The 23443-nt window shown below is 46.3% G+C and carries 11 protein-coding genes; 3 read left to right on the top strand and 8 right to left on the bottom strand.

Annotation, left to right across the window (positions count from 1 at the left end):
• Nucleotides 1–903: 903 nt before the first annotated feature.
• The 4 genes from QUA70_RS11090 to QUA70_RS11075 form a co-directional block, all read right to left on the bottom strand.
• On the bottom strand, nucleotides 904–1455 hold the full coding sequence (locus QUA70_RS11090) for a shikimate kinase (RefSeq protein WP_333346935.1): 552 nt from the start codon (nucleotides 1453–1455) through the stop codon (nucleotides 904–906).
• 22 nt (nucleotides 1456–1477) lie between these two features.
• Nucleotides 1478–2359, bottom strand: a complete 882-nt coding sequence (locus tag QUA70_RS11085) for a LapA family protein (RefSeq protein ID WP_333346938.1) — start codon at nucleotides 2357–2359, stop codon at nucleotides 1478–1480.
• Nucleotides 2360–2424: 65 nt separating this feature from the next.
• Nucleotides 2425–3042: a flavin prenyltransferase UbiX gene (locus tag QUA70_RS11080; RefSeq protein ID WP_333346941.1), complete on the bottom strand. Its 618-nt coding sequence runs from the start codon at nucleotides 3040–3042 to the stop codon at nucleotides 2425–2427.
• A gap of 403 nt (nucleotides 3043–3445) precedes the next feature.
• Nucleotides 3446–5812 (bottom strand): ribonuclease R family protein, encoded by a 2367-nt coding sequence (locus QUA70_RS11075; protein ID WP_333346944.1) that lies wholly within the window; start codon nucleotides 5810–5812, stop codon nucleotides 3446–3448.
• Nucleotides 5813–6680: 868 nt separating this feature from the next.
• Here QUA70_RS11075 and QUA70_RS11070 point away from each other — a divergent pair.
• Nucleotides 6681–7679, top strand: coding sequence for a hypothetical protein (locus QUA70_RS11070; RefSeq protein ID WP_333346947.1), 999 nt, complete (start codon nucleotides 6681–6683; stop codon nucleotides 7677–7679).
• 209 nt (nucleotides 7680–7888) lie between these two features.
• Here the strand turns inward: QUA70_RS11070 and clpP are convergent, their stop codons facing one another.
• Complete coding sequence (gene clpP / locus QUA70_RS11065; RefSeq protein ID WP_333347009.1) at nucleotides 7889–8503, bottom strand: ATP-dependent Clp endopeptidase proteolytic subunit ClpP; 615 nt, start codon at nucleotides 8501–8503, stop codon at nucleotides 7889–7891.
• 1050 nt (nucleotides 8504–9553) lie between these two features.
• Between clpP and QUA70_RS11060 the strand changes: the two genes are divergently transcribed.
• Entirely contained in the window at nucleotides 9554–13435 is a 3882-nt protein-coding gene (locus tag QUA70_RS11060) for a PAS domain-containing protein (RefSeq protein WP_445251627.1), read from the top strand.
• Between the two features lie 125 nt (nucleotides 13436–13560).
• On the opposite strand, the gene QUA70_RS11055 is transcribed toward QUA70_RS11060, so the two are convergent.
• From QUA70_RS11055 to QUA70_RS11045, 3 genes are all read right to left on the bottom strand, one after another.
• Nucleotides 13561–14781, bottom strand: a complete 1221-nt coding sequence (locus QUA70_RS11055; protein WP_333346955.1) for a heparan-alpha-glucosaminide N-acetyltransferase domain-containing protein — start codon at nucleotides 14779–14781, stop codon at nucleotides 13561–13563.
• A gap of 82 nt (nucleotides 14782–14863) precedes the next feature.
• Nucleotides 14864–16276: an adenylate/guanylate cyclase domain-containing protein gene (locus QUA70_RS11050; RefSeq protein WP_333346957.1), complete on the bottom strand. Its 1413-nt coding sequence runs from the start codon at nucleotides 16274–16276 to the stop codon at nucleotides 14864–14866.
• 48 nt (nucleotides 16277–16324) lie between these two features.
• On the bottom strand, nucleotides 16325–21856 hold the full coding sequence (locus QUA70_RS11045) for an ATP-binding sensor histidine kinase (protein WP_333346960.1): 5532 nt from the start codon (nucleotides 21854–21856) through the stop codon (nucleotides 16325–16327).
• 358 nt (nucleotides 21857–22214) lie between these two features.
• On the opposite strand from QUA70_RS11045, the gene QUA70_RS11040 reads away from it, so the two are divergent.
• Nucleotides 22215–23096: a Cof-type HAD-IIB family hydrolase gene (locus tag QUA70_RS11040; protein WP_333346963.1), complete on the top strand. Its 882-nt coding sequence runs from the start codon at nucleotides 22215–22217 to the stop codon at nucleotides 23094–23096.
• Nucleotides 23097–23443 lie beyond the last annotated feature (347 nt).

Here is a 23443-nt window from a genome sequence, read left to right as displayed (position 1 = left end):
CTACGGCAGGCTTTTTGGCTTTTTTTATGTCTATTTCAGAATATACACTTTTTTTCCTGTTTTCCACCTGTGATGATTAATAAAGATTATGCTTGGGACAAAATATCGTAAACAAAGCTTATATTATCAAGGGATTCGCGAGTTCATTCATCTTTCTAAATGCTGTTTTCTTACTTTTTCAGCAAGCCCCAATTACCAATTACCGACGAACCTGGAGTGGAACTGAAAACCGCTATGGCAGTTTTGAGGTGTAGCGACTGTTGCTCAAAATTTTATTCCCAAAAAGCCGCAACTCTGGCAGCCAAAAACTCGATCGCAATAAAAAAGCAGCTTTAGGGAGCTGCTCGTCAGAATGCATGAGGTATTGTTTTTAGAATAGGACAGGTTGAATTCGATCGGTGCTGGGTTACATTTTTTGATACGGGAGAGTTGATGAGTGAATGGACGATCGTAAAATCGTCACATAGGAAGGTAGCATCAAGGCTAAATTTCCCGACAATCAAGTTAGCGTTTAACTGTCCTTGCGCCCTACAGCCCTTCAGCGGTGGGGCCCTTTTATTTTTAGGGAGAACTCAATAGCCGACTTTAACGCATCAGACGAGTCTGCCATTAGTTCTTGTATAAAATCTCCACATCGCCACATCCTCATACTTATAAAAGTTACGCATCACCTCCACTCAAACCCGGTGGATTGCAAAATATTGGGTGGTTAAACGGACACACTCAGACAAAAACCAGTATTTTTACCGAAGTCATACCATTTTAGATTTTAGATTTTAGATTTGGGAATGACGGATGAAGCTTGTGGTTTCGAGGTTGCGTAGGGTTGCATTCTTTTTGCGAACTAATATCAAAAGTCTTCAAAAACCTGTTATTTTCCCACAAACCCGGTTTCTGAATGTATCAATTGAGCTCAGGCCCGGTTTCTGATTTGATAACTTTTTGGATTTCCTCGATCGCCCTAGTCGCCACTGCTTCAGGCCTTTCGCCCACACCAGCATAGACTCGGACATCTGCTTGAGTGTAGAAACGCTCTCGCTCTTTAAAAAGGCTTTGCAGCTTAGATTTGATCTCGCCCTCCTGCAGTAGGGGTCGAGCGGTGTCCGAACGAAGTCGATCGTACAGTTGATCTACAGGCACATCCAGCCAAACCACTACACCGTAGTGCAAGTAACCCCAATTCATCGATCGGGCCACAATGCCACCGCCCGTAGCCACGACCGAATTTTGATACGCAGACAATTCGCCGAGCACTTTAGTTTCTAGTTCCCGAAATGCCTCTTCCCCTTCTCGCTCGAAAATCTCAGCAATTGACTGATTAGCAACTCGAACAATTAGTTCATCAGTATCAAAAAAACGGTATTTTAATTTTCTTGCCAAAATCCGCCCTACCGTTGTTTTTCCCGCACCCATCATCCCGACGAGATAGATATTTACTCCCCTCAACCCATCCACTGCCAAATCCTCCGATATTTTTCTATTTTTTCAGGTTAATCGATCCGCCACTGGGGCCATCGTCGTCCTCAAACTCATCACCCTCATCCAATCCCCAATCATCCTCTGCTTCTGCAAGAGGATTTATTGGTGCTTCATCAGCGGGTTTAGGAATATCCCCTCCCGGAGGAACGATCACTCGATACTCCGCATCGTATACAGCCTCAGTTTGCCCCACCCCAGACTGGCTCGGATCTCGATAGCCGTAAGAGTATACTGAGCCAGCCCAAGATTTGCTTTTCGGTTCCTGCTGAGCTTCGTAAGCCCGTGCATTGGCCGCTGCAACGTCATTTACCTGCGGTTGATCGGGAAAATCGCGATCGTCCCCCCAATCGTCATCAACCCCTTGAGAGCCTGATTTTGAGCTATCTGAGACCCAATCGTCCTCATCGTCTGCTGCATAAGCCCCCGGTTGAGCGTAATCCTGCACCCCATCCGGGTTCGGAGTTTCTTGCTGGAAAGTCCGGGCACTGTAACCCGCCGACGTGCCGTACTCAGTTCGGTAGGAACCAGCAGCCTGAGTTTGGCTATTTTCCCTATTCTGATCCGGGTCAATTTCCAGCTTTCTAGGAGGGGGAGGCGGCGTGTAAGGCGTTCTCCTGTCCTCTGGGAAAGTATCGGGACGGCTGCGACTGGATCTGCCGGTGCGGTCTGCCGTTAGAGATAGGTAATTTGAAAAAGCCAGCAAACCAGAAATCAATAAAGATGTGAGAGCTCCCACCGCCATGGTCAGCAAAATCCAGATAGATAAGGGCAAAGCAGGCGATCGAACTCCCAAAAACACCAGCGATAATGCTGGCTCCACATTTTGCAGGGCAAAAATAGTTAGCCCTACCACAATCACTAGCAAAAAAACAGGACGCATATCAAAATTTAATTTGTAATTTGTAAATCACTAATAACTAATAACTAATGACTAATGACTAATTATTACTCCTCTTCCTTCCAGCGTTTGAGAGGAACGCAATCAATCCCCAACTGGTCTAAAGCGCGAGCCACCACAAAGTCTACCAAATCTTCAATAGTTTGCGGATTGTGATACCAAGCAGGAATCGCTGGTACAATTCTAGCTCCAGCTTCCGCCAAGGTAGTCAAATTCCGCAGGTGAATCAAGCTAAAAGGCGTTTCGCGAGGCACAAGTACCAATTTTCTCCCTTCCTTGAGCTGAACGTCGGCCGCTCTTTCGAGCAAATCCGAACTCAAGCCAGCGGCTAATTTGCCCAGCGTACTCATGCTACAGGGAATAATGATCATCCCTTGGGTGCGAAACGAGCCACTAGCAATATTAGCACCGACATCTTGCCAGGGATGACATCGAAGTTTACCCATTGTGGCTACTCCTGCTTGTTCCCGCCAGAATTCCTCTTGAAGCGTCGGTTCGGCGGGCATTCGGGTGTTCTGTTCGCTTTGCCAAACCATGTAAGTAGACTTGGAAGCGACCAGTTCAATAGCTCGATCGGCTTCCAACAAATATTTCAATGTTCGCACCGCATAAATCAGTCCCGATGCTCCAGTAACTCCTACAATGAGGGGGTAGTTATTCGTCATTAGTTATTTGTTAGTTGACGGTTGACGGTTGTTAGTAATTAGTTGTTATATCAAATCTGTTAGCATCGAAATTATTCATATATCTCTTCTCTACCTCTGCGTTAATCGGCGTCAATCCCTTCTCATCGGCGGTTAATACATTCTCTTTTTTTTACCGTAGATACAGGCAGATTAACACAGATTAACGCAGATAAATTATATAAATTCCGGTTGCACCGTCCGTGAGTGTTGATTTTTGAATGGATTTGACGCCCGACGATGCTATCGGATTGGAGATTAGTCATTAATTATTTATTGATGATTGCTGAGTATAGTTTGCCGCCCACTTTTTAATACTTAGTTGCCAGACAATGACAACTAAGTATTTAGAAAAGTTAACTGTCAACTGTCAACTGTCCACTGATTATTCATCATCATCAAAAGCTTGGCTGCCACCACCAACTGCAACTAAATCAATTTGCTGGCGGTAGTAGTCAACACTCTTGACTTGAACTTCTACCCGATCGCCCAAACGGTACTGATTGCGGTTTTTGCGGCCTACCAGAGTTTGCTGGCGCGAGCGATACTCGTACCAGTCATCTTTTAGCGAAGAAACGTGCACCAATCCCTCAACACGCAAGATGTCGCTCTCCGGCGGCCGCACCTCAATTTCCACAAAGAAACCGTAAGACTGCACGCCTGTAATCAAACCCTGGAAAGTTTGACCGGTGCGCTCTTTCATCAATCCCGTTTTCTTCAATCCCTGCAAATCGCTTTCAGCGTCTTCAGCAACTCTTTCGCGTTCGGTTAGGTGTACTACTACCGATGCGAACTCCGTCTCAAATTCGTGGTGCAAATCTGGCGGGAGAACATTCCAAGTAATTTGACCGTGACAGGAGGAATGGTGCAAGTCAACTTTTTCCTTAGCCCGTGTTGTGCGGCTGCTGCGGCCTTGCTCGAACACCGCTTGCAACACCCGCAGTACCAGCAAATCGGCGTAGCGGGAAAGCGGCGAAGTGCAGCGCGTGTAACCCTCTGACAGCCCCAAACCGAAGTGTGGCTTGGGAGTGGTGCTGTAAACAGCGGGCTTCATGGTGTCTTCCAGCAGGTAGGTGAGAACTCTTTCGGACTTAAGGCCGGCAAACTGCTGGGTAAATCGCTGAAAGTCCAAGGGCAAAACTTCTTCTTCGCTTTCGAGATACAGTTCGCCTCCGAGGTTGTTGGAGAGTTTGATGAACTCTTGAATGTCTGCCGGGTCTGGCATCGGCTGGACGCGGTAGATTGCTGGGACTCCCAAGGCTTGCAGGTGGGCGGCGACAGCTTGGTTGGCAAGTACGACTAACTCGGAGACAGCCGACTGAGCGGGGGGAGCTGTTGCAAAAGCTCCTAATTCGCCTTCGTCGTCGAAGTGAGAGTTAGCATCGGGCAAATTTAGTTCAAAAGCTCCTCGCTTGAGCCTTGTCTGTCTGGCAGCCTGTGAGGCGGCACCGAGTTGATCTAGGAAAGGACGGAGGGCGGAGGATAAAGGGTGCTCTTCGGCATCGCCTGGTTCGAGAATTGCTTGAGCTTGCTCGTAGGTGAGGTGGTAGTCAATTTGAATGACGCTGGTTTGAATCTCGTATTCTAGGAGTTCTCCTGATTGGTCGAGGGTCAGCAGTATACTGAAGGCCAGCCGTTCGCTGTCTGGCAGCAGGGAGCAGCGCTCGTTGAGAAGTTCTGGCAGTACAGCGATGATTTTTTCTCCCAGATGGGCGGCGGTGCCTCGCTTGCGGGCTTCGCGGTCGATCGGGGTTTCTGGCTGCACGTACTCGGCGGCGTCGCTGATGTGGATTCCTACTTGCCAGCGGCCGGGCTTCAGGGTTTCGATCGACAAAGCGCGTTCCACTGGCGGATCGGAGAGGAATGCTGTCGGATCAAACTCGTTTTCGCCTCCTCCTTCGGAGAGATTTTCCTCCGGGGCTTGGGGGGCATGGTTTTCGCTGTTCCTTGTTCCCGGTTCGTTTTTGCTGAAGCTAACAGTCAGAATGTTACGCAAATCTAGGCGTTTTTTGATGTCGGTTTTTTTGACTTTGCTGGGCAAATTTTCGGCTGCTTTGATGACGGCGGCGGGGAACGATCGCGGCAAGTCGTGTTTGCAGCATACGATGTCGAGGTCGTCGGCGGCTTCGGCGTCGGAACCGAGTACCTGTACTACTTTGCCGACTGGGCGGTGGGTGCCGAGGGGGTAGCGTTTGACTTCGACGTGTACTAGGTGGTCGATCGCCTCTTGGAGATTTGTGCCATTTGCGAGCAAGTCTAGTTCAAACAACAGGCGATCGTCCAGGGGGATTGCTCTGTAGCTGACGCGGCCGGTGGGGGTGGCGGTTTGCTTGACTCGCGCGAGTACCGAGGGGTTGGCGCGTTCGAGGATGAGCATGACTTCGCCTTCGGGCGATCGACGGCGGCTACCTTCTTTGATAATTTTGACTAAAACTCGATCGCCATTCCAAGCTGTCGAGAGGTGACTTTCCCGCACGTAAACGTCTTCTGAGCCTTCGGCGTCTTGAATTGCAAAGCAAAATCCTTTGCTCGAACAGCGCAGTTTTGCTTCTACTACGTCGTCTTCAGCTACTCGGCGATAGCGGCCTTTGTCTTTGACTAATATGCCAATTTTCTCTAGAGCTTCTAATGCGATTTGAAGTTTGAGTTGACTGGTGGCGTCGTTGCAGTCGAGTTTTTTCTCCAATGCTTTAGGGGCCACTAATTTGTCTTCTGTAAAATTTGCCAGCAGTGCAGCGATAGAAAATTCCATGTAGCGATCGATCCTCTTGTTTCCAGCAATTAGTCTAATTTTGGCGAAATCAGCCGCACCCCCTCGGGCCCTCGCAGTGCCTGCTTCCCAACAAATGCGCGGGTTGATAGGTGGAGACGCGAGCACAGCCACCTTGTTTCAGCGCGAGTTTTTTTTGAGATTCTCTCCCGACACCGGCTTCGTGCTAATTGTCTGCTGTCTGTCTTGAACTGACTGCTGACGGTGCAGACAAATGTCCCGCACGCTATTCCCCAATACAATTTTTTAGCGTTGGTTTGTTTGCTTTTAGGTCAGCAGCGCCGAGCACTTCGCAAATTAGAAAGCCCCTGTCGGTTCTTAAAAGATGGCTCGATACTGAAAGCGACGGCTTGAGTCGAGGATGAGCCGATGGAGGGATGGAGAGGGAGAAAATGTGCATTTCTGCCTTCTGCCTTGTTCCTTCTGCCTTGTTCCTTCTGCCTTTTGAAGTGCCTCTTGCTTTAGCAAAGAACTTACCGGATCAAGGCAAAATTGCTAGTAGCTCGCTGCTGCGATGCCCCTGTTTTTTGCACGCGATCTGTCCTTGCGGACGGAGGTGCAACGAGCGGGCCGGGAGCAATCTGTGCTGTAGAAAGTGCAGGTACGCAAACCGGAGACTTTTACTACTTTTGCTTAGTTGCTGTGTCATCTCCTATAGGTAGAAATGACGCCCGGTGCTTGTTAGCTTAAACTGCCGGATGTGGGATGGGGTTTAGTGGCGTGAAAGGTTGCGCGGATGACTCACCTTTAATTTATTGTATGTTGAATAGGTGCTTTCAGAAAATTGTTTTCTCTCTCGCTGTACTACACTTAAGTCATAAGCCCCTTCTGGTTTCGGGGTCAAAAAATTATGTTTGCTGAATTTCGCGCCCTTTATCCCGCTGGACAGTTAATCTGTGAGTTGCTGACTGTTCATCACGGTAAGTTTGTTGTTCGCTGTCTGGTTCAGGTTGACGGCAAAACTCTGGCTACTGCTATGTCGGCTGCTGAGTCTGTTGAGGATGCTGAAGACCGCGCCCGGTTGCGAGCGATCGCTGTCCTTGGATCTGCTGCGCCCGATCGTGCGATCGCGACTGTTGATCCGGCTCCGGTTGCTCCGGTTGCTCCGGTTGCTTCGGTTGCTGCTGTTCCCCCCCCTCCTGCCGTTTCCCCGGTTGCTGCTGTTCCCCCTCCCCCTCCTCCTGCTGTTCCGGTTCCTGTTGGGCCGACAAGTGTTCCTCTTCCGGTTCTAGAAATGCCTGTTGCTGACAAATTGCCGGAAACACATCAAAGTAATTTTGTCAAGAGTGAAGCGAAATTAAATGAAGAGCCGATCGCACCTGTACCGGAACCGCTGCCTCCAACGGTCGATCTGACGGAGGCTACTGGATTTGTACCGAAGCAGTTAGACTCGGACGCTTGGCTTTCTTCTAGCTACGGCGAACCGATCACGGAACTAGAGGTGCCGACTGCTAGCCCAAGTGAACTGCTACAGGGTGCCGCCGAGGTCAGGGAATTGCAACCGATCGCAGTAGGAATTCCGAGCGATGCGATCGAGGATAATTCTGATACGATCGCCGAAATAGACGCCATCCTCAAACGCCTGCAATGGAAGAAAAAACAGGAAAGCGACTGTCTCGAACAAAATTACGGCAAGTCGTCGCAGAGAGAGCTTTCTAGCGAACAGTTGGTAGATTTCCTAGAATATCTGGAAATCTACAGCAGAACTACTGAGGAAATCAAGCGGTTGGGCTGGACTGCCAACCAAGGAAAAGATTATCTCAAACAAGGTTATGGCAAAGAAGCGCGCCATTTCTTAAATCAAGTAGAATTGCTCGACTTCCTGCAATATCTCGAATCTTTGCCCTAGTAATTATGTAGAGTTTCTAGGTGTGATATCCTTTCCGGTTACACCGGAATGATGTTGACTGTTGACGGTTGACAGTGAACAGTCAACCGTCAACAGTCAACAGTTAACTCGAATTTACTATTCCGATGCTAACGGATTTGATATGACTGTTAAAAATTAAAAATCAAAAATGAAGAATATTTCCTCATTTTTGATTTTTAACTTTTCATTTAGACTACAGCGGCGATCGGGCGGCTGGCGGAAGGACGGCGATCGATCACTTGATCGACTAATCCGTAGTCCTTTGCTTCTTCAGCGGACATGAAGAAATCCCGTTCGGTATCTTCTTCAATGCGGGAAAGCGGCTGACCGGTATGGTTGGCAAGATGTTCGTTCAGGCGGCGTTTGTGGTACAAAATCTCTTTGGCCTGAATTTCAATATCGGTTGCTTGTCCTTGAGCTCCGCCTAGAGGTTGGTGGATCATAATCCGGGAGTGAGGCAAACTCATCCGCTTGCCTTTAGCGCCGGCACTCAACAGAAAAGCGCCCATGCTGGCGGCCAAACCGAGACAAATAGTGCAAATGTCGGGGCGGATGTGGTTCATCGTGTCAAAAATGCCCATACCTGCTGTTACCGAACCCCCTGGGGAGTTGATATAGAGGTAAATATCTTTCTCGGGGTCTTCGGCATCTAAAAATAGCAATTGGGCAACGATCAGGTTAGCTAAGTCAGAGTCAACCTGTTGGCCCAAGAAGACGATGCGATCGCGCAGGAGTCGCGAGTAAATGTCAAAAGCGCGTTCGCCGCGACCGGATTGTTCTATAACTGTTGGGATCATTGACAGGGCCTGCCTATTACATATCTTTTTTTTATTTTAGCGATTTGGGCTCATTTGTAGTTAGGGATTCCCGGCGTGCGATCGGCTTTTACGCGCAAAATCCTTAAGCTGGGATGGGTTGAGGCATTTGGGCCGTCGCAATTTCTCGATCGGAAGCTCGATCTGCTTTTTCTGCTTTAGACTAATTGCAATCTACCTGAAATAATGAGATAAGTAGTCGGACAGAAATAAACAATGCTGTGTAAACAAACATGAGGCAATTGGTAAACATTAGCGATTATGCCAGTCTTGACAGTCGGCTTAAATGTTGTCGGGAAGAGCTTGGTAGGCTGTTGAAGTCCTTCTTAAGGCAATACTCCGGACAGTTTTTAGATAGGGATGCGATGCCTACGGCAAACTTCGCTAACGCAGTACAGCACAGAAGCGAAAAAAGTGAGTGGAATCGCAGCTAAAAACAAACAGAAAAAAAGGCACTCTTTTAGGTTGATCTCAAAAAACACACAAGCTCTTCAGATTGTTGGCTGATGAATATTATTGAATCAATATTACAACAAATACCAGCGAGTAGTCAACCAAAAAAAAAGTTTTTAGTGGTTTTATTTTCAACTATTTTGCTCGTTGATGGCAAGGTTGACTTTACAAATCTCAGTCGTTATAGTTGTTAGAATGAAAAAACTGATCGTCGTCACTTTCGCTCATGCTTTAACTTTCCACAATTTAATCTATGCTGCTTAAAAACGGTTCGGACTATTGTTAAGGGAGATCAGCCTGTCCACTTTTTGACAGATATTGAGTATGATAAATACCATGTGCTTAAACTGTATGAAATCTTCTAAGAGTAACGATTAATCGTTGGGAGAATCGACGGATTCAACCCTCACCTTTGGCATTAAGGCAAATTCGGACGCTGGTTGCAAAACTGGGTCAATCCTCTTCAATCGTCATTCGAGAGGGCAGCAAACAGCTTTTAGCTCAGTATTTTTCAGCGAGGTAGGGTGTGTGATTGATGCGGTAGATGAGGCTGTTCCTCAAAATTTATTTGCAGGCGATAGCGAGATGGCGATGCTGATGCGATCGCACGACTGGTTGCAAACGCCGCTGGGGGCGGTCGAAACCTGGTCAGACAGCCTGAAAACGGCTGTGCAGATCCTGTTGACAGAACTCGATCGAGCCAGCCCGCCAGAAAAGACACCGCTAGAATCCGATCTGCCGCAGCAGCGCACCCAAACAGCCGCCTTACGTCAAGCTGCCCAAGCCGATGCGTTTCGAGTCAAGCTCACCAATGCACTGCGCCCGCTGACTGATGCTAATGAGATTCAGGCGATCGCAGCCCGCATTCTGGGCGAGTCTCTAGGCGCAAGCCGCGTCATTTATGTTGAAGTGTTACCCGACGGTAAGGAAGTCCTCGTTCATAAAAACTACGCGAACAATGTTGCGGAACTGAGCGGGCTATATCATCTGGAAGACTTCGGACGCAACCTGACAGACGATCATCTCGCGGGGCGAACAGCGATCGTTCCTGATGTGGCAAACTACCCTCAATATACAGCCAGCCAGAAGGCAAGTTATCAAGCGATCGATATTGCCGCGCATATTGATGTGCCGCTGATCAAGAACGAGGGATTCGTCGCGTTGCTGGCGGTGCATCAGGCAAACCCTCGCCAGTGGACAGAAGACGAGATCAAACGAGTTGAAGAAACCGCAGAGCAGACCTGGGCAGCCGTTGAACGTGCTCATGCTGAAGCCGTTTCGCTTGAGAGTCGCACCGAACTCGAACGGCAACTGCGAAAGTTCGATGCAATCGTTGCTGCAATTCCCGATTTTATTTACACCTTCGATCTGTCAGGACGGTTCACGTATGTCAGTCCGGCGTTGCTCAATCTTTGGCAGAAAACTGCAGATGAAGCTTTGGGAAAGACCTTTTTTGAGCTAGATTATCCCACCGATTTAGCGACCCGACTTCAGCAACAAATTCAACACGTCATCGAGACCCGCCAGCCGATTAAGGATGAAACGCCCTACACTAGCGCAATTGGCACACGTGCCTATGAATACATTTTTGTACCGCTTTTCAACGCAGATGGTGCAGTAGAAGCAGTGGCAGGCGCGACGCGAGACATCACCGATCGCAGACAGGCAGAACAAGCTTTGCGCCAAAGCGAGGAACAGACTCGAAATATTCTGGAGAGTATTGCTGAAGCCTTCTTTGCGCTGGATGAGCACTGGATGTTTAGCTATGTCAATCGATCTGCCGAGGCACTGCTCGATCGCACTCCAGGCGATTTAGTTGGCAAGAATTTGTGGGAAGAATATCCAGGACTGAGTGGCAATGAGTTGGCGCAGGCTTACTGGAGTGCAATGCGCGATCGCGTGGCTGCCTCATTGACCGCGTTTTACCCGGATCACGATCGCTGGTACGAAGTTCGCACCTACCCCGCTCCAAACGGCATCACGGTCTATTTCAACAATGTTACCCAGCAGATTCAAACTGCCGCAAGCCTGCGTCAATCCGAAGAACGCTACCGGACGCTGTTTGAGTCGATGGGCGATGGCTTTTGCGTCATCGAGATGCTGTTTGATAAAGACGATCGCCCGATTGACTACCGCTTTTTAGAAGTCAATCCGTCGTTTGAACAACAATCAGGATTGGTGCAGGCAGTGGGCAAGCGGATGCTGGAACTCGCCCCAGATCATGAGAAGCATTGGTTTGAAATTTATGGCAGAATCGCGATAACGGGCGAACCGCTTCAGTTTGAGAATTATGCTAAAGCACTGAACCGTTGGTTCGATGTGTATGCCTGTCGCACGGGTGAAGCCCAAGCGCGAAAAGTGGCGATTGTCTTCAAAGATATTAGCGATCGCAAACGGGCAGAAGAACTTTTGCGGCGAAACGCTGAATTTAATGCTTTCCGCGTCTCTCTCGCTGACGCGCTGCGTCCGCTTGCCGATCCAGTGGAGATTCAGGCTACAGCCAGCCGCGTACTTGGCGAATATCTCAGCGCGAACCGGGTAGCGTACTTCGAGGTTAGCGGCACTGATTACGTCGTTGAGCGTGATTATGTTAACGGAGCCGAACCACTCGCTGGCAACTACCCGATTGATTCGTTCGGGCCAAAGCTGCTCGCAGCCTTCGGCACTGGTTGCGCCGTGTCCGCGTCCGATGTGGCAGCCGATCCCAACCTGTCCCCAGATCAGCGATCGGTCTACGCCGCGATTCAGATTGGTGCTCACATCGGCATACCCCTGGTCAAGGAGGGCGAGTTCGTAGCTGGGCTGGCAGTCCACACATCAGATCCGCGAGCTTGGACACCAGAGGAGGTTTCTCTAGCGGAAGAAGTAGCCGAGCGCACTTGGGCGGCAGTCGAACGCGCCCGCGCCGAATCAGCCTTGCGAGAGAGTGAAGAGCTAAAGCAACGCATACTGGAAAGTAGCCAAGATTGCATTAAAGTCTTAACGCTCGATAGCGAAATCGTCTATATCAATCCAGGCGGGTTGTGCCTTTTGGAAATTGACGATCCAACGCTCGTTCTGAACACCTGCTGGGTTGACTTCTGGCAAGGCGAAGAATATGAAAAGGCCAAGGTTGCGATCGCGGCTGCCAAAGCAGGCAATACAGGTCAGTTGCAAGGCTATTTTCCCACTTACAAAGGCACCCTGAAGTGTTGGGACATCATTATCACACCCGTGCGGAATACCACTGGACAAGTGACGCAACTTTTAGCAATTTCCCGCGATATCACCAAGCAAAAGCAAGCTGAAACTGAACTGGAACGAATGCTGGCGCAAGAACAAGCTGCACGAGAAGCTGCCGATCGCGCCAACCAAATTAAAGATGAGTTTTTGGCGGTGCTGTCCCATGAATTGCGATCGCCACTCAATCCGATTCTGGGTTGGTCAAAACTATTGCAGCAGGGAAGACTAAACGCAGCAAAAACCACAACGGCATTAGAGACGATCGAGCGTAACGCCCGACTTCAGGTGCAACTGATTGACGATCTACTCGACATCTCTCGGATTTTGCGCGGCAAACTGCTTTTAACGGTGTTGCCCGTCGATCTGAGTAACGTCATCTCAGAAGCCCTGGAAACGGTTCGCTTGGGCGCAGAAGCGAAAGCTATTCAAATTTATACAAAGATTTTACCCAGTGTTGGCATCGTCATGGGCGATGCTGGACGGTTGCAGCAGGTGATCTGGAATCTGTTGTCTAACGCAGTCAAATTCACACCTCACCAGGGACAAGTGGCTGTCACTCTAGCTGTGGATGAAACCCACGCTGAAATTCAAGTTACTGATACTGGAAAAGGGATTCGCTCTGACTTCCTGCCCTATGTCTTCGAGCATTTCCGGCAAGAAGATGGAGCTATCACTCGCAAATTTGGCGGCTTGGGGTTAGGACTGGCGATCGTACAGCAAATTGTGGAACTGCACGGGGGAACAGTGGCGGTTGATAGCCCTGGTGAAGGACAAGGAGCTACGTTTACAGTTCGCATTCCGCTTGCGCCTCGCTTTCATGAATTGCCAGCGATCGAGCCGCCATCCGACTCCACCGGAGATTTAAGCGGCATTCATATCTTAGTTGTGGATGATGAGGTAGACTCACGCGAGTTTGTGGCGTTTGTTCTAGAACAAGCGGGGGCGATCGTCACTAATGTCGCCTCTGGAATCGAGGCACTGCAAGCATTTTCTCAAGCGGTTCCAGACATCATTGTGAGTGATATTGGAATGCCAGAAATGGATGGCTATATGCTCATGCGTCAGATTCGCAGTCTGCCGCTTGAGCAATGCGGACAAATTCCTGCGATCGCCCTCACTGCCTATGCTGGGGAGATGGATCGACAGCAGGCGATCGCAGCAGGCTTTCAACGTCACCTTGCTAAACCTATCGATCCAGACGCAGTGGTAGCGATCGTCACCGAATTAGTATGCTCTTGTAGTTAATTTAGTAATGAAACAATATAGTCAGCCCGAGTTTTGCCGTGGTATTCACCGACAATACCCAAAGCCTTTTCAAGTAGATCAAACGCTACCCACAAAAGAGTTATATCCACTACATACCAAACCACTCAAATTTTTATCGCCCAACCACGTCGGTACATTCCATACAAAATTAACCACCAAAATAAGACCGCAGTCACGGCAAATGCTAGGGAACCATTCAGCGGCCCCGCCCACGGCATAAACCAGTTTTCATAAATCCAAGTGTAAGTTGTTGGAGCATTTTCACCAGTACCGATATGGGTTTTTAGAAGAATTCTGGCGACAATACCGGAAGCAACAAACAGGAATATTGCATTCAATCCCATGATTTCAAACGGTCGCCCCCATTTCCAATCCCGCACTTCAATTGTTTCGTAGCAAACTGCTAGCAATAGCAACGCCCAACCAGCAGTAAAAACTACATAAGAACTTGTCCAAAGTTGTTTGTTGATCGGAAAGAAAAATCCCCACAAGTGGCCGATTACTACGCAAATGAGGCCGCAGATTGCTAAGTTGATACTGGTGCGGGTTTTGATTTGCTGCACGCGCAGCCATTCTCCTGTAAAGTAGCCGATCAGGACTGTTACAACTGCGGGTAAGGTACTCAACAATCCTTCGGGATCGAAGGGGCGGCCTTTGTACAGGTGTTGGCTACCGAGAATTAGCCGATCGACATATCCTCCTAAATTTCCTTCTGGCGTGAGTTCGCCGGCAGTGTACCCCCCTACAGCAAATACGGTTAGTGCGCCCCAATAGCCCAAAAGCACGGCAACAGCGAGCAGTTTTTGATGGCGGGGAGAGAGGTTGAGAATCGCGATCGCACTGATGAAATAAGCTAAGCCGATGCGCTGCAATACTCCCATGATGCGGATTTTACCGAAGTTTTCCACTGGGGCGCTGTTGAGAAGTACGTCAAGGGCGATCGAAGATGTATTTAGCAGCAATCCTAATATAAATAGAATCGCGGCGCGGCGCGCAATTCGCCAGTAAATATTTGAAGAAGGGAGAAGGAAGAAGAAAGAAGGAAGAGGGTTTGTGGCAGATTCTGATTTTTCCTTTGTTTGTGTAATTTTTGACGTTTCTATTCCGGTTTTTGGATAATTTTGAAGATATTTAGGCAGCGAGAAAGACATCGCGCAGCCAACGATGAACAAGAAAAACGGAAATACTAAGTCTGTCGGGGTGCAGCCGTGCCATTCTGCGTGCTCTAGCGGTGGATACACCTGTTCCCAACTACCGGGGTTGTTGACTAGAATCATCGAGGCGATCGCAATTCCGCGAAAAACATCAAGGGATTTGAAACGCATGGGGGAGAAGGGAGGAGGCAGAAGGAAGAGGGAAGAAATATAAACTACTAATTACAATTACCAAGTACCCATTACCCATTAACTAAATTTCAATACCTTCCAGAGTCATAATCACTGCATTCTTCATCAACATCTCGCAGCGTTCTGCATAAAAAGCTGCTGCCTTATCATACTTGTTGACTTGCAAGACGCGCAGAAACATTTGCCTTGCTTGCGCGAATTGCTGCTGGTAGTGAAAAAAAATTCCCTGTTCAAAATAAGTTTGAGTTTGTGCTTTTAGTTCGATCATTGTCGCCGAGTCGCCATCGTAAATTTCAAATACAGCAACAGGTGTTTGTTTTCCTTTTACTTGAACGCGATCAAGAAATCGGCACTTGTAATGTTGAGGATCGTCTATCCGGCAAAGGGTTTGGACGCTAGCTACAATAGCAACTCCATAAAGCTTTGTCAATCCTTCCACGCGGGAAGCTAAATTAACCGCATCAGAAATCACCGTACTTTCCATTCGTTCCGCTTCGCCAATCGTACCTAACATTAAAGTCCCCGTATGCAAACCGATCCCTATCGAAATAGGTTGATAGCCACTGTTTTGCCTGTGTCTATTATAAATTTTCACTTGATGCTGCATTTCAATTGCTGCTTGCACAGCATCTTCAGCCCTGTTAGGAAACAAAGCCATAATCCCGTCACCAATATATTTATCTATAAAACCGTTGTACTGGCGGATAACTGGGCCAACTCGGCTTAAGTAAGAGTTAAGAAATTCAAAGTTTTCTCGGGGAGACATACTTTCTGACAGACTTGTAAATGAGCGAATGTCGGCAAACATAATCGTCATTTCTGCTTGTACAGAGTCTCCCAGTCTGGCATCAACGATGCTTTCTCTTTTGAGAAACTTCAAAAATTCACGGGGTACAAAACGAGCTGATGCAAGGGCAATTTTTTCGAGTTCGCTTTTGCTGGACTCGATTTGATTGAGTGATCTAAATGCTCTCAGTGCGGTGACTACTGTGGTAAATAATTTTTTGTTAGTAAGTTCTGTTTTGGTTTTGTAATCATTGATATCGTAGCTGACAATTACTACATCTTCAGGTATTTGTCCGGGTTGTCCAGTGCGTAAAATAATCCGCACTACTTGATTATTTAAAATATCGCGGATGTATTTAACTACTTCCAAGCCTGCTTCTTCTGTTTCCATAACTACATCAAGTAAAATTAATGCTATGTCGTAATTATTTTGGATTATTTCTTTAGCTTCTTTTCCTGAGTAAGCGCTGATAAATGTTATAGTTTTTCCTTCAAATTTAAAATCATTTAACGCTAGTTTAGTAATATTGTGAATTTCTATTTCATCATCCACAATTAATATTTTCCAACTTTCCTCTAGCGGTTTTTGTTCCGCCTCATCTTCCTCGACAAATATTAATTCATCGTCCCCCGCCGCGATTAATTCGTCATCGCCTGCAGCCAACAGATTTTTACTAGCATCTGACATATATCGTTCTCCTATATAAAACTTATATCCATGTTGGCGGTCTAATAACTAATTGCTCATTTTAGCGGGAAATTCAATCATAAATCTTGTGCCTTTATTTACTTGACTTGTGCAGCTAATTGTGCCTTTTAGTTTTTGAGTGACAAGGTTATAAATAATGTGCAGTCCCAATCCTGTGCCGCCCTGACCTCTTTTGGTGGTAAAAAACGGTTCAAAAATTTTAGTGAGATTTTCTGGGTCAATTCCTTTGCCGTTATCGGCATATTCAAATATTAGCCGATCGCCCTCTAGTTTGAAATCAAAAGCCAGAACTCCTTCGTCTTCTCCATCGTAGGCGTGAATTAGGGAATTCAACACCAGATTTGTCACAATTTGACACACTACGCCGGGGTAACTGTCCACTACAATATTTTCATCACACTTAATCTCTATTTTGTGCTTAGTTCTTTTTAGTTTTGCTGTTAAGGATGTCAAAATTTCCTCTAGATAGTTTTTAACATTAAACGTGCGTTTTAACTCGCTCGACTGATCCACAGCTACTTCTTTAAAACTGTGAATCAAGTCTGCTGCCCGCGTGAGGTTAGATAAGATCATATTACTGCTTTGGATGGCGGTATCCAGAAACTTTTCTAACTCGGAACGTTTTATTTGGCCGTTACTGTAAACCCCAAAAAACTTTGTGGCTTTTTCAGCAAGCAGGGAGGCGGCGGTGATGCCGATGCCGATGGGAGTATTGATTTCGTGGGCAACACCTGCAACCAACCCTCCGAGGGCAGCCATTTTTTCCGATTCTACCAGTTTATTTTGAGCCGATTTTAAATCTTCTAAAGTTTGGGAGAGCTCCGAGGTACGCTGCTGCACTAAATTTTCTAGATTCTGATTGAATTGGTGCAAGTTGGCGTAAAGTTGGGCGTTTTCGATGGAGATAGAAATTTGAGAAGACAGCAGTTTTAATATTTCTAACCTATCTTGTGTAAAAGCGCCTGTAGTCAGATTGTTTTCTAAATATAGAATGCCAGTGAGTTGGCCTTGATTAATTAACGGAGTGCAAAGAATTGATTTAGGTTGAACAGCAATTATATAGGGTGTGCGAGTAAATTGCCCTTCGCGGCTGGCATCGTTTAAAACGATACTTTCCTGGGTGCGGGCGACGTAATTCACAACTGCAACTGCCAGCAACGTTACTTCTTGATCATCCGCTACAAAATCTATCGGAATTGATTGCATGACAGCAACGCGATCGACATCTACAGATCCTGATGCTTCAATCACCCATTGACCCTCTTTCTCCAGTATTAAAAAGCCTCTTTGCCCCCCGGCATTTTCAATAACAATTTTCATCATTTTTGCCAGCAGTTTGTCTAGAACTATTTCGCCGGCTAAGGTTTGCGATGCTTTAACTGCTGTGGTCAAGTCTAGCACGCCTGCACTGTCCTTCGTAGTGGAAGAAGCGCTGCTGGTAGATTTGTGAGTTTCAATATTAGTTGAAATCGATCCAGAAGTTAGCAAGTGCGAGTATTTGGATTCTAAATGCGCTGCTTTGGCTGTTGCTCCCCAGCGCTGATAGCAATAACGCGCTTCTGTCAAGTAAGTTTTAGAATTTTTTTCTCGTCCTATGGATATATAAAATGCTCCTGCCAATTCTGCTGCTAGTGCTTGTATTTGTATGTATCCGTTTTCTTGTGCTCCTTCAATTGCGCGATCGTAATATTCCATTGCTCTCACAACATCGCCCAAAACGCGCGCTTTTTCTGCCGTAAGTAAGTCGCATTTGTGCTGAAGATTCATGGGTGCAGAAAGCGCTTTTTGTTGCAGTTTTTTCCGGTTACTGACAGCGTAAAAAATATGCTCTTCTTGTTCCTCGTCTGTGGCAGAGGGATAGGCTGCTAGGCGGGCTAGAGAATCGTAAAACTGGTAGTCGGAAACATTAATAAAGCCTGCAACTCCGTCTAAATATACTTCGGCTTGCGCTGCATTTTCTAGCGCGGTAGGGATATCTCCAAATAAATAGGCTAGTATTAATTTTTGCAAATAAAAGTGCTGTAGTCCCACCCGATCGTTAGCTTTCAACAGCAGCGACAACAATTTTTCTTCGCTGTATGCTTCACCTAATACAATGTGTGGACTTTCTAATTTTCCCATCAATTGCAAAATAGTTTGCCGATATATTTGATTCCAAGTCAATACAGTTTCTTGCTTGAGTTGAAACAGCAAATGGTTGTAACTTACCATTCTCCGTTCCAGTTGGGGCAATTCTTGACCGATGAAATACAAAGACTGACAAATATTTACGGTTGAATATCCGACACATTCTAAATCTCCATTTTCTAACGCGCTTTGATAGGCCTCCTCTAATAGCGGCAAAGAGTCTTTAACGTGATGCTTGCCGTTCATCAAAATGAATGCTACTAAATTAAGCGTTTTGCTTTTGAATTCTAACGCATTTAATCTATCGCTCAAATTTAAAGCTAATTGACCAAAGCGATCGCCCGATTCAATATCTCTAACTATTCCTTTTAAAATTGCTCCATAATTAGCATAACCGAAGGCAGAAAAAGTGGAGTTTCCGTAATTAATAGATAAATTAACTTGCTCGCACACAATCAGGGGCAGCAGCACAGGTTCAACTATAAATGTAGCTGAAAACATACTGGAAAGCACGCGCATAGTTGCTAATTTGTGCGGGTTTGTCATCATGGGCAAGTTAATTAAATCTTCTATTTCTTTTTCGCTTAAATAAGCTGCCGTTTTAGCGAGTGCTTGCTGAATGTGGAGGGGAATAGGGGATTCTGGAAAGTTAATTCCTAACATTTTTAGTGCTTCCCGACCAATTTTAACCGATTCTTGGAGTTTTGTTTGCATCGCACAAGCTATGATTCGGATTTCAAACACTTTGATTTTGTCTAGTTCATTTTTTGCGTGTTGCAGGACAATTATCGCCCATTTTTCCATTGCTTCAAAGTCGGTATTGAGGTAAGCAGCTTCTGCTGCTGACTCGTAGAGTGCCAGAGTCACGTCGTAGTCAGTTTGCCAACTTTCGGGGGGAAGCAGTTCAATACCTGCGGTTAAATATTTGAGGGCAAGTTCGTAAGCTGCACTTGCTTTTGCTTTGCGACCTGCAATTAAATTTAATTGGCATAATTGAAATTGTTCTAATTGGCTGCGGATGATTTCTTTCGCTAAATTTAGTTGGTTTACGGTATCAAAAATATGCTCTTCTAATTGGTCTGGCGGTGAATTATGCAGTAAAAAGTTGCCTATTTTGAGATGGATTTTTTGTTTTTGATAATCGGATATTAAAGCATAAGCTGCTTGCTGCACTCGCTCATGCAAAAATTTGTAAGTGGCGATCGAAACATCAGCCACTGGTAGGGAAAATTTATCGGTAAAGTCTCTAGATATTGTGTCTGTTACTTCTGTGCTTGCTGCTAGTGCGATCGGAATTTGGTAGGCGTTATTCACGAGCAAAATCAGACCGGACTGAAGTGCCTCTCCGAGGTCTGTCGCTGCGGACGCCAGAGGTTTTTCGGCGATTGTCGAGATAGTTTCTAAATCAAATTTGTTCCCGATACAAGCGGCTAATTTAAGCAGTTCCTGGGTCTTCTTTGAAAGTTTCTGAATGTTATCTATCATTAATTCTACAACATTGTCAGTTATTCCCATTTCTTGTATTTGTTCGATATCCCACTGCCACTCGCCTGTGAGATGGCATTTTTTCACAATTTGCTCTGAGATTGGTTGCGCTAAGCCCGACAGGTTAGGTTCAGCTAGCTCGACCAAATTATTCGAGGGTGAAAGTTTAAATTTAATCAAACTTTTTGAGTAAAGAAATTTTATTAATTGAGTTAAAAAGAAGGGATTTCCCGCAGTTTTTTGCCAAAGCAATTCTGCTAAACTTAGGGATTTTTCTGGGGCGCAGTTCAAAGTATCGGCCACAAATTGGTTGACGCTGCTTATATCTAAAGGCGAAAGGGCGATCGCCCTCACAGTGCCGCCTGCTTTTTTAATTGCTTCGGCGGTCAGCATTAGGGGATGATTTGCATCTACTTCCTGCTCTCTATAAGCTCCAATTATTAATAAATATTGAGTTCCCAGGTCAGTGGCTAGCAGTTCTATTAACTTAAGAGATGCTGAATCGACCCACTGCAAGTCGTCGAGGAAAATTACTAGGGGGTGTTCTTTTTGAGCAAAGACGCGGATGAAGTTTTGAAATACTAAATTAAAGCGATTTTGAGATTCATTGGCTCCTAAATCTGGGACGGGGGGCTGCGGCCCGACAATCAGTTCTACTTCGGGAATAGCTTCAATAATTACTTGGCAGTTGCCGCCGATTGCTTTTAAAAATTTTTCTTTCCAAACATGGATTTCTGCGGCATTTTCTGTGAAAATTTGCCTCAACAAATCTTGAAAAGCTTGGAGCAAAAAAGCGTAGGGAATATCGCGCTTAAATTGCTCAAATTTGCTGTCAATAAAATACCCGTTTTCCCGCCGACTCGGCTTGTAAACTTCATATACTAACGAAGATTTGCCCACACCTGCAGAACCCGAAATCAGCACGATTTCTGTATTGCCCCGCCTCATCCGCTGGAAGATACTCAGAAGCATATTAACTTCTACTTCTCGCCCGTAAAATTTTTGGGAAATTTGCAGGTGACTTGACTGATCTTGCTCGCCGAGGGTTATGTGGAAAATTTCGCCTGTAGTTTGCAGTTGATCGAGACAATTTTCCAAGTCGTACAAAAGTCCGAAAGCACTTTGATACCTGTCTTCGGCTGTTTTTGCTAAGAGTTTTATGACGATATCGGAAACGACTTGAGGAATCTCCTTGGTTCCTACTTGATTGATTCTGCCTTCGATGCTTCTGCTTTCTACTTTTTGCTTTCTGTTTTCCCAAGGAGAAACTGGCGTTTTGGCAATATGGCAGTGTACTAATTCCATAGGATCGATCGCCTGAAAAGGCAATTCGCCACAAAGCATCTCATAAAAGGTGACGCCTAAAGAATAAAAATCGGTGCGGTAGTCGATCGCCCGATTCATGCGCCCCGTTTGTTCAGGAGACATATAGGCGAGAGTGCCTTCGAGTAAATGGGGATGGCTGGGGGTGGGGTTTTCGCCCGGTAGCAGGGAGGCGATCGCAAAATCAGCAATCTTGACATCTCCTGTCTCGATATTGACAATAATATTGCTGGGTTTAATATCCTTATGGATGATGTGGTGTTCGTGGAGTTGCCCAAGAGTTTCTGCTAGTTTGATGGCAATATGCAGAAATTGTTGTAACTCTAGCTGGTTGTTGCTGAGAAATTCTTTTAGGGAAATGCCACCAAAATCTTCTAAAACTAAAACAGGAAAGTGATTGTATGTTTCTATTTTGTAAAGCTTGACTATTCCGGGCAAACTCAAATTTTTAAGAATTTCGGATTCGTGCAGAAGTTGGGATATTTGCGCTGGGGTAGGGTATGGCGGCGTGAGAGTTTTGAGGATAACGGGTTTTTCTTCCTCAAGCTGCATCCCTCGATAAATAACTGTGTGAGGGTTTGTATAAAGTTCTTCGTCAATGTGGTATCCAGGGATAGAAAGCATGATATTTGGGGGTAATTTGAAATAGCCGATTAGACAATTTTAAATGTTAGATTATTGTAATGATTTATCACATAAGGCTTTGGATATGACCTACAGTTGCATTTTTTTTGCCACAAGTATTATTAAGCAAGTGGAAATACACATCACCGAGCGAGTGCGGTTTTTACGGCAGTAAACTGGCTACTATTATATAGCTGAGCTAAAACCCTCCCTAAAGAGTTCTGCTATATCCTTTTTTGTCGCTTATTTACTTATCTATATTTTAGTCTTCAAAAAATCAGAAGTTGCCTTTTGCTATCGCGCTAGTGCCAAAATAAACTGGTGCGTGCAACTCAACAGCTAAAATCTAAAAACAATCATGCAGAATATAACTGCCTCAAATCCAGCTAAGGCGACCGATCGCCCTTTTGACACCGCAGACATTCAATTGCTGGTAGTGGATATAGACGGCACGATCGCAGGTTTGTCAAATGACATCCGAGAACCAGTCAAGCAGGCAATTTTGGCTGCCGAGTCGCGGGGAGTGAAAGTGGCCGTCGCTACGGGCAGGATGTACCGATCAGCTTTGCGTTTTCACCGCGACATCGGCTCAACATTGCCACTGATTTGCTACCAGGGCGCGTGGATTCAAGATCACGCTACTCAAAAGCGGCTGCGGCACTTGCCGCTGTCGAAACAAACTGCTCTGCAACTGTTAGATTATTTTGAAGAACCGCATTTGCGACCGCTGCTTTCGATCCATTTCTACATTGACGACCAACTTTACGTGCCGGAAATTACCGCAGCTACCCGAATTTATGCCGAAAGATCGGGCATTGAACCAATGGTGATTAAAGATTTGCGGCGAGATCTTCCGGGGGAACCGACGAAAGTTTTGGCATTGTGCGAGAATCCGGGGGTACTCGACGGCTTGCTCAGCAGTATGCGGCAGCGCTACACGCCTGCGGAGCTTTATTTGACTCGATCCGTTGCTACTTTTTTTGAAGCTACGCATCCTTTGGCGAATAAGGGAGATGCGGTGCAGTATTTAGCGGAGGAACTTTTGGGTTTGCAGGCAGCGAATGTGATGGCGATCGGCGACAATTTTAATGATGTAGAAATGATTGCCTACGCGGGTGTGGGCGTGGCAATGGGCAATGCTCCTGATGGGGTGAAGGCTGCTGCTGATTGGGTAGCGCCGGATGTGGAGGAAGATGGGGTGGCGGCTGCGATCGAACAATTTGTTTTGGGCGATCGTTGATATTTGTAGCACTAATACCGCAGGGGCGGGTTTAGCGACATTTGGAAAAAATGTATATCAACCCGCCCCGACCTAGCGACAATTTATTATTATATAACTCTCTAGTTTTGAGTTCTATGCAATCAAATTTTGATGATAGAAAAAAATCCACACTTTCTGATTTTTTGAGATCAAGTGCAGTCAATTACTTTTTTTGCAACATCCGAATATTTATTTAACGAACCGCGAAGACGCTAAGAACGCGTTCGGCGAAGCCGTTCCCGAAGGGTAGGAAGAAATGAAGAAGGCGGGGCGGGCTTACAGATATTCTGGATGTGAATTTATAGATAATTTAAAACTCTTAAAAA

The organism is Microcoleus sp. LAD1_D5 (genome assembly GCF_036702115.1).
GTDB lineage: Bacteria > Cyanobacteriota > Cyanobacteriia > Cyanobacteriales > Microcoleaceae > Microcoleus.
Note: the sequence above shows the minus strand (reverse complement) of the source record. Positions and strands in the feature narration are given on the sequence as shown.

Coding starts and splice junctions, on each gene's coding strand:
- QUA70_RS11075 (WP_333346944.1), bottom strand. CDS start 5,812: ATGGAATTTTCTATCGCTGCACTGCTGGCAAATTTTACAGAAGACAAA.
- QUA70_RS11085 (WP_333346938.1), bottom strand. CDS start 2,359: ATGCGTCCTGTTTTTTTGCTAGTGATTGTGGTAGGGCTAACTATTTTT.
- QUA70_RS11050 (WP_333346957.1), bottom strand. CDS start 16,276: ATGTCAGATGCTAGTAAAAATCTGTTGGCTGCAGGCGATGACGAATTA.
- QUA70_RS11055 (WP_333346955.1), bottom strand. CDS start 14,781: ATGCGTTTCAAATCCCTTGATGTTTTTCGCGGAATTGCGATCGCCTCG.
- QUA70_RS11080 (WP_333346941.1), bottom strand. CDS start 3,042: ATGACGAATAACTACCCCCTCATTGTAGGAGTTACTGGAGCATCGGGA.
- QUA70_RS11040 (WP_333346963.1), top strand. CDS start 22,215: ATGCAGAATATAACTGCCTCAAATCCAGCTAAGGCGACCGATCGCCCT.
- QUA70_RS11070 (WP_333346947.1), top strand. CDS start 6,681: ATGTTTGCTGAATTTCGCGCCCTTTATCCCGCTGGACAGTTAATCTGT.
- QUA70_RS11045 (WP_333346960.1), bottom strand. CDS start 21,856: ATGCTTTCTATCCCTGGATACCACATTGACGAAGAACTTTATACAAAC.
- QUA70_RS11060 (WP_445251627.1), top strand. CDS start 9,554: ATGGCGATGCTGATGCGATCGCACGACTGGTTGCAAACGCCGCTGGGG.